The sequence below is a fragment of the Acidisoma sp. S159 genome, from assembly GCF_009766125.1.
Lineage (GTDB): Bacteria > Pseudomonadota > Alphaproteobacteria > Acetobacterales > Acetobacteraceae > Acidisoma.
This window is the reverse complement of the sequence record NZ_LMUG01000054.1, coordinates 16,752-22,885: the sequence shown is the minus strand read 5'-3', so window position 1 is coordinate 22,885 and position 6,134 is coordinate 16,752. Positions and strand designations below refer to the sequence as shown.

At 57.5% G+C, this 6,134-nt stretch carries 8 protein-coding genes and 2 pseudogenes; 2 read left to right on the top strand and 8 right to left on the bottom strand.

Translation table 11 applies throughout. The features are described 5' to 3' along the window. The 5 genes and pseudogenes from GSQ92_RS31000 to GSQ92_RS16415 form a co-directional block, all read right to left on the bottom strand. Positions 1-227: helix-turn-helix domain-containing protein (locus tag GSQ92_RS31000; RefSeq protein ID WP_371418561.1), on the bottom strand; the 227-nt coding region annotated here is incomplete at its 3' end. Positions 228-292: 65 nt separating this feature from the next. Further along, positions 293-529: pseudogene (locus GSQ92_RS16430) on the bottom strand (IS6 family transposase); the annotation flags it as partial. Between the two features lie 141 nt (positions 530-670). Continuing rightward, positions 671-821: pseudogene (locus GSQ92_RS30995) on the bottom strand (helix-turn-helix domain-containing protein); the annotation flags it as partial. Between the two features lie 89 nt (positions 822-910). Next, a complete protein-coding gene (locus tag GSQ92_RS16420) occupies positions 911-1,741 on the bottom strand; it encodes an SDR family NAD(P)-dependent oxidoreductase (RefSeq protein ID WP_159013710.1) in 831 nt (276 codons plus the stop codon). Positions 1,742-1,808: 67 nt separating this feature from the next. Beyond that, positions 1,809-2,732, bottom strand: coding sequence for an SDR family oxidoreductase (locus tag GSQ92_RS16415; protein ID WP_159013709.1), 924 nt, complete (start codon positions 2,730-2,732; stop codon positions 1,809-1,811). Between the two features lie 83 nt (positions 2,733-2,815). Here GSQ92_RS16415 and GSQ92_RS16410 point away from each other — a divergent pair, with 83 nt between their 5' ends. Continuing rightward, positions 2,816-3,406 carry a TetR/AcrR family transcriptional regulator gene (locus GSQ92_RS16410; RefSeq protein WP_216856848.1) on the top strand — a complete coding sequence of 197 codons (591 nt, stop codon included), beginning with the start codon at positions 2,816-2,818 and terminating at the stop codon, positions 3,404-3,406. 31 nt (positions 3,407-3,437) lie between these two features. Here GSQ92_RS16410 and GSQ92_RS16405 read toward each other — a convergent pair whose 3' ends face one another. The 3 genes from GSQ92_RS16405 to GSQ92_RS16395 form a co-directional block, all read right to left on the bottom strand. Continuing rightward, entirely contained in the window at positions 3,438-3,731 is a 294-nt protein-coding gene (locus GSQ92_RS16405; protein ID WP_159013708.1) for a type II toxin-antitoxin system RelE/ParE family toxin, read from the bottom strand. Continuing rightward, complete coding sequence (locus GSQ92_RS16400; RefSeq protein ID WP_159013707.1) at positions 3,728-3,979, bottom strand: type II toxin-antitoxin system ParD family antitoxin; 252 nt, start codon at positions 3,977-3,979, stop codon at positions 3,728-3,730. The genes GSQ92_RS16405 and GSQ92_RS16400 overlap by 4 nt, the downstream gene beginning before the upstream one ends. A 450-nt stretch (positions 3,980-4,429) precedes the next feature. Continuing rightward, the gene (locus GSQ92_RS16395) at positions 4,430-4,774 is read right to left on the bottom strand and encodes a multidrug efflux SMR transporter (RefSeq protein ID WP_159013706.1); all 345 of its coding nucleotides are present in this window, start codon (positions 4,772-4,774) and stop codon (positions 4,430-4,432) included. 487 nt (positions 4,775-5,261) lie between these two features. Between GSQ92_RS16395 and GSQ92_RS16390 the strand changes: the two genes are divergently transcribed. Then, the coding region (locus tag GSQ92_RS16390; protein WP_216856847.1) for a potassium channel family protein at positions 5,262-6,134 on the top strand (873 nt) is incomplete at its 3' end.

The window sequence follows — 6,134 nt, the reverse complement described above, 5'->3', positions numbered from 1 at the left end:
CTCTCGCGCTCCTCACCATTCGGGGCCTTGGTCGCCAGGCTGGCCTCGCCGCCGTCGAGGAAGGCGTCGCGCCAGCCGTTCAGCGTCGCCGCAGTCACACCGAGCGAGCGGGATACCATGTCCAAATCCTCGCCCCGCAGGAGGCGCAGCACCGCGTCACGCTTGCGCTGCCGCGACATTCGGCCGCCGTGGCCAGCGCCAACGGTATCCATCTGCTGTGTCGTCATCGTCCATCCCTCTCACGGATACCGTCCGCTTACGGGATGTCTCATTCAACTGTGTAGCGGAGGACGTCCACCCGCCAGGAACCGGTGCATGGGCGCAAGTGCTGTCGCGCTCGTCGTTCCAGTGTCGCGGCGTAGGCCTGGACCCAACGGAACAGCGTCGTGTGATCCACCCCGACGCCACGGTCCGCCAGCATCGCCGAGAGGTCACGGTAGCTGATCGGGAACGCCAGATACCATCGCAACGCCCAGAGAATGACCTCAGACGCGAAGTGCCGCCCTTTGAACCCGCCGTCCCGCCCCACCGCTATCACCCGTCCGCCGCTGCTCACCGCCTTCTACCCCAATGCGGCGCCTCCTGGCGCATTGCAACAGAACCCCGAGGATCACGTCCCGGTATGCCTCGATGCGATGCGAGCGTTGATCCCCGCCTTTTGGCTGCGCCCGCGTCGACCCCGTCGCTTTGAACGCCCGCATCCAGCGAATAGCGGTTGCAATACCGACACCGAACCGCTCAGCCGCCGCGCGCCGGGATAGCCCCGCCTCGACCGCCGCAATGACGCGCAGACGAAGGTCTTCTGATAAAGTCCGTCCCATGCTTTGCTGCCCCCTTCCAGCACGCACAGAGAATCAGATCGCCGCCGCGTCGGGGAAGAACTTTCGAGTCGGATCGGTCGGTTTTTGCTCTAGACGGCACGACTGCCTTGCGCGGCATTAGAAACTTCAGCCCATTGTTCCCAGGTATTGAGCCGCCCCTCATAGAGTTTTTTAATCATGGGAAGAGGACCAGTTCCGAGCAGAAGTCGCAGCGGGGGCTTGTCCGCATCAACGAGATTTAAGATGGCGTCGGCGGTCGCCGTCGGGTCACCTGACATCTCCGGCTTGAACGAGCCCAAGACAGCTTGTCGCACGCCATCGTATTCCGCCATTGCCGGTGCAGCTTTCATCGAAGACCTAAATCCGGTTTTGAAGCTTCCCGGTTCAATGATGGTGACTTTTATGCCGAAGCCAGCGACTTCACCTGCGAGAGCCTCTGTCATGCCCTCTACAGCAAATTTTGTAGCCGCGTAAATTCCGCCTGTTGGGAAACCGATGACACCACCGATGCTCGACACGGTGAGGATGTGGCCACTGCCCTGAGTGCGCAATAACGGGAGGGCAGCCTGGATGACGGACAGTGTCCCGAACACATTGGTATCAAAGTTTGCATGGGCGTCCGCCGCCACAACTTCCTCGACCGCACCCATGTAGCCGTAACCCGCGTTACAAAGTACCACGTCGAGGCGGCCGAAATGCTGGTGCGCCTTCTTGACCGCTTCGAACACCGCATCACGGTTGGTCACGTCGAGCGACAAGGGAAGGACGGACTCGCCATAGGTTGTGACGAGATAACTTAATGTCTTGGAGTCGCGGGCAGTCGCGGCAACTCTATCGCCGCGTTTAAGTGCTGCTTCTGTCCAAATGCGGCCGAACCCGCGAGAAACTCCTGTGATGAACCAGATTGTTGATTGAGCCATAGCGTCATTCTTTCTAAAAGTTGAACAGTGGGTTTGTAGATTTTGTGAGTGCCAGAGTGTGAGCGGTCTACTCGAAAGCTACGCCTGTCATCTCTTCCGACGCCGTCCACAGCTTTGCGGAGATTTTTGGGTCAGAGGCACGTGCCTCGATCTTTCCTGGTCCCGGCGGTCCCTTGAACTCGTTCCAGCCCTGCGGTCCGAAATATTGTCCCCCGGTCACGCCTGACATCGTAGCCGCCATAAGTGTCGGCAGCGCACCAGCGGCTGCCGAATGGCCGAGCGGTCCCACCATCATGGGTATAGCTGTCCGCACTAGGGCATTAGCCCCCAAAGCCGGTCCGTTTGCGACCAGGTCCGTTTTTGCAAAGCCAGGATGCGCCGCAACGCTGGTCAGACCCCAACCTTTTGCTTTGCTTTTCCGGTCCAGCTCAATAGCGAACATCAGCATCGCAAGCTTGGATTGCGAATAGACTGGGAACGGCTTGTAGCCCTGCTTATAGTTGAGATCATCGAGTGCGATCCTCCCCGACCGGTGCGCGATGCTGGAAAGTTGCACCACCCGTGCCTTTGCCGTCTTTAACAGCGGCAACAACCGGGCCGTCAGTGCGAAATGAGACAGATAGTTTGTCCCAAACTGCATCTCGAAACCGTCTGTTGTGGTCTCTCGTTTGCGCAGCGCCATGAGGCCTGCATTGTTAACCAGAATGTCGATCGGACGACCTGCCATCAACATGCGGTTGGCGAAATCGGCCACAGAAGCAAGGCTAGCCAGATCGACCATTTCAAAACGCACTTTCGCCTCTTTATAGCGGTCACGGATCAATCGTTCGGCGTTTCGTCCTTTGGTAAGGTTGCGCCCAGCCAGGATGACTTCCGCTCCTGCTCCAGCGAGACTCAGCGCGGTTTCCAAGCCAAGGCCGCCCGTTGCGCCACTGATAACGGCTAGCTTTCCAAACTGGTTGGGAATTTCTTTTGTGGTCCATGTCGCCATATTTGCTATCCTCTGTGTTGAAAATCTCCAAGGGGGCCTCATTGGTTGGTATAGATAGTGCATCGAGTGCAAAAAGGCAAGCGATGCAAAATTCAACGATTCCAAGTGGCTTGCGTGAGCGCAAGCGCGTGGAGACCCATGCTCGAATCCAGCTCGAAGCTATTCGGCTTTTCATCAAACATGGTTTTGAGTTTACGACGCTCGATGACATAGCAGAGGCCGCCAACGTTTCGCGGCGTAGCCTGTTCCATTATTTTGAATCCAAGGAAGAGATTGTCTTTTCCACCAGGGCTGACTTCCCGAAGCTTATTGCCGAAGCCATTGGACGGCGTCCGGTCAATGAGCCCCTGCTAGAAATGGTCGAGAATGCATTGATCGATGTAGTCGCGCTCGGCGTTCCGCCGCAGACGCGCAATGTATCCCGACTGATCCGAGACACGCCCATTCTCAGCGCCAGGGATCAGGCGAAGTATGAGCATGTTGAAATGATACTGGTGAAAGCCTTGTCGGATCGTAAACGTCTGCCTGAGACCGACACGGCATGCCGAGTGACCGCTGCAACCGCTATCGGCCTCATGAAGCTGGCTTTAAAGGGTTGGCTAGACGGGACGGAGGTCAGTCCCGAGAAATATTTTAAGGCGGCGTTCAAAGCGCTGCGACGTATTGCCGGCTAAGGACCAGCTTCGGTTATTAATTCAGCATCAGCTAAAGATGCTGCCCGTAGTCCATCCGTTCGTGCAGCACGCGGACGACCTCTATGCCGTTATCCATGATCCGATAAAAAAGGATGTGCGCGCCTGACTGAAATTTGTAGTAGCCCGTGCGGACTTCGGGGCATGCCCGGCCGAGCGCCGGATTGCCAGCCACCATAGCCACGTGCGCACCCAGCTGGCGCGTGTAGGTTTCCGCCTGGGCGATGCCCCAGCGGTTAGCGGTGTGGTCCCAAATGTCGGAGAGATCGCCCTGCGCACGAGGCGTCAGTGTGAAGCGGGCAGTCATTTAACCGAAGGGCGTGCATCCCGCTTGCGTGCAATGAACGCATCGAAATCAAACGGTGTTGCCGGGCCGCTCTGCTCGCCCTCGATGAGGGCCGATTGCAGTGCTGCCAGCTTCGCTTCCTGTTCTTCCAAGAGCCGCAGACCTGCGCGCATCACTTCGCTGGCGTTGCTATAGCGACCCTGCTCCACCCGTGCTTCGACGAAGCTGGTGAAGTGCTCCCCTAAACTAACTGAGGTATTCTTGCTCATGAAGGCATTATACCAAACGTTGGTACTAATGCAAGAGGGCGTCTCATTATTTAGAAAACGCTCGACGACCGCTATTTAGAGTGCTATAACGTCCTTTATAGCACTCAACGGAAATTACTGACCTTTTTGACGCTCAAATCAACACGCGAGAAGAATCCTTCTTGCGTATTGACATCGTCCACCAGCCGATGATTGCCTAACGAAGCCTAGGCACTCGCGGCAGTTTGCGCTGCCCGACGTACGGCGCCGACCGTAATCGGACCTGGGCCGGCCAGATCCGATGACATCGAGACACAGTGCTAGCGCTCGAGCGGCAAGGTCGGCCCATCGGCTCGGCAACATCTCCGGTATCCAATCCGGGTCGGGGCCGTCGCAGAATTGCCATGCGGTGCACCAACAGCCGCGTGGGCATCGCCGCGGATCGCTGCCTCACGACCTCGGAAAGCCTCTTTATTGCTCAATGGACTTTGAGAAGACGTTGACCACGATCACGCCCGCCAGGATGAGGCCAAGGCCGATTAGAGCCGCAGCGTCAAGGCGTTGCTTGTAAAAGATCAGGCCGACAAACGAGATCAGCACGATGCCAAGTCCACTCCAGATCGCATAAGCGATACCGATAGGCATCGTCTTGATCGGGATCGTTAGAAAATAGCAGGCCGCAAGATAGCTAATTGCCGTCAAAAATGTTGGCAGTAATTTCGTGAACTGCTGCGTCTGTTTTAAAAACGAAGTTCCTAAGACCTCGAAAACAATTGCGACAGCCAGCGCGCCGTAGATTAGGAGATTACGGTTCATCAAGCCATTCTGGGGGACAAATGGGCGCCTTCATAGGCCCTTTTCCGAGAATGGAGGCGCTAGCGGATAGCCAACAAACTCATCGCGGACGAGTCGCATGCGGCGGAGGAGGCTTGCGCTAGACGTGCGCTTCGCGAAGTCGACGCGGAGAACGGTAAGGTCACTTCGGTCATTCCGAGCCAGCAGGATGGTAAGAGCATCATGGACGACCTCGGCGACGAGTTCCGCGAATTGGATCACATCTGCGTTCCCTTCGCCACTTTCAGTCGCGCCTGGGCGTCGCGACCAAAAGAGGATGTTCAGCGCGCAGGGGGTACAAACGGAGAGCAGGGCCAGAGCGGGAAGTCCCTTAGGCCTTGGAGTTCAGTCAAACTGCGTTAATCTGCTTGGTGATGGGGGACTTCTCCCGGTTCGTTAGAGACATTGAGCGCAGATCGGTGGGAATTTGAGTCAGCCATGGGCCGCGGTGATAGGGGCGTTCGCATTTGTGGCGATCGTTCTCGTTCTCCAGGACGCGTTCGAGGTGATGCTTCTGCCACGGCGCGTGCAGCGGCGGACGCGGTTCGCGGTGATCTATTTTCGCACCGTATGGCGGGCTTGCTCGAGTATCGCGACGAGGCTTGGACCTGGTCGCGGTCGAGAAGGGATGCTCAGCCATTTTGGGGCTCTGTCGATGCTTGGTCTTTTCGCATCCTGGGCCACTACTTTAATCTTGGGCTTTGGTGTGTTGGAATGGGCACAGGAGCCGGCTGCTAAGAACGGCGCCAGCTCCTCCCTATTCGATCAATTCTACATGAGTGGCGTGACCTTCTTTACTTTGGGCTACGGCGACGTCGTACCGCATTCCGGTATTGCTCGGCTGACCGCTGTTATCGAAGCGGGCGTTGGGCTTGGCTTCATCGCGTTGGTCATTGGCTATTTGCCGCTCATCCACCAATTGTTTTCGGGAAGGGAAGTGTTGGTAATTCAGCTCGACGGCCGAGCAGGATCTCCACCCACAGCTGCGGGATTGTTGTGCAAACACGCGACGGCCCTCAGGGAACTCGACGATTTCTTGCGGGCGTGGGAGCTGTGGGGAGCGCAGCTGCTGGAAGGTCATCTGTCTTATCCGATGCTGGCCTACTACCGCTCGCAGCATGAAAATCAGTCCTGGCTGGCGGCGCTGACGGCCGTCACAGATTGCTGCGCCCTCATCCTCGTAGGTGTAGGTGATGCAAAGCCCTTTCAGGCGCGTATGACTTTTGAAGTCATGCGGCAGGTCGCCGTCGAGATGGCACGGTCGTTCCGAATCGCGCCCTCTCGTTACGACGGTGACGACAGGTTACACCCCGAGGCATGCCTTCATCTGCAGGCTGTCCTA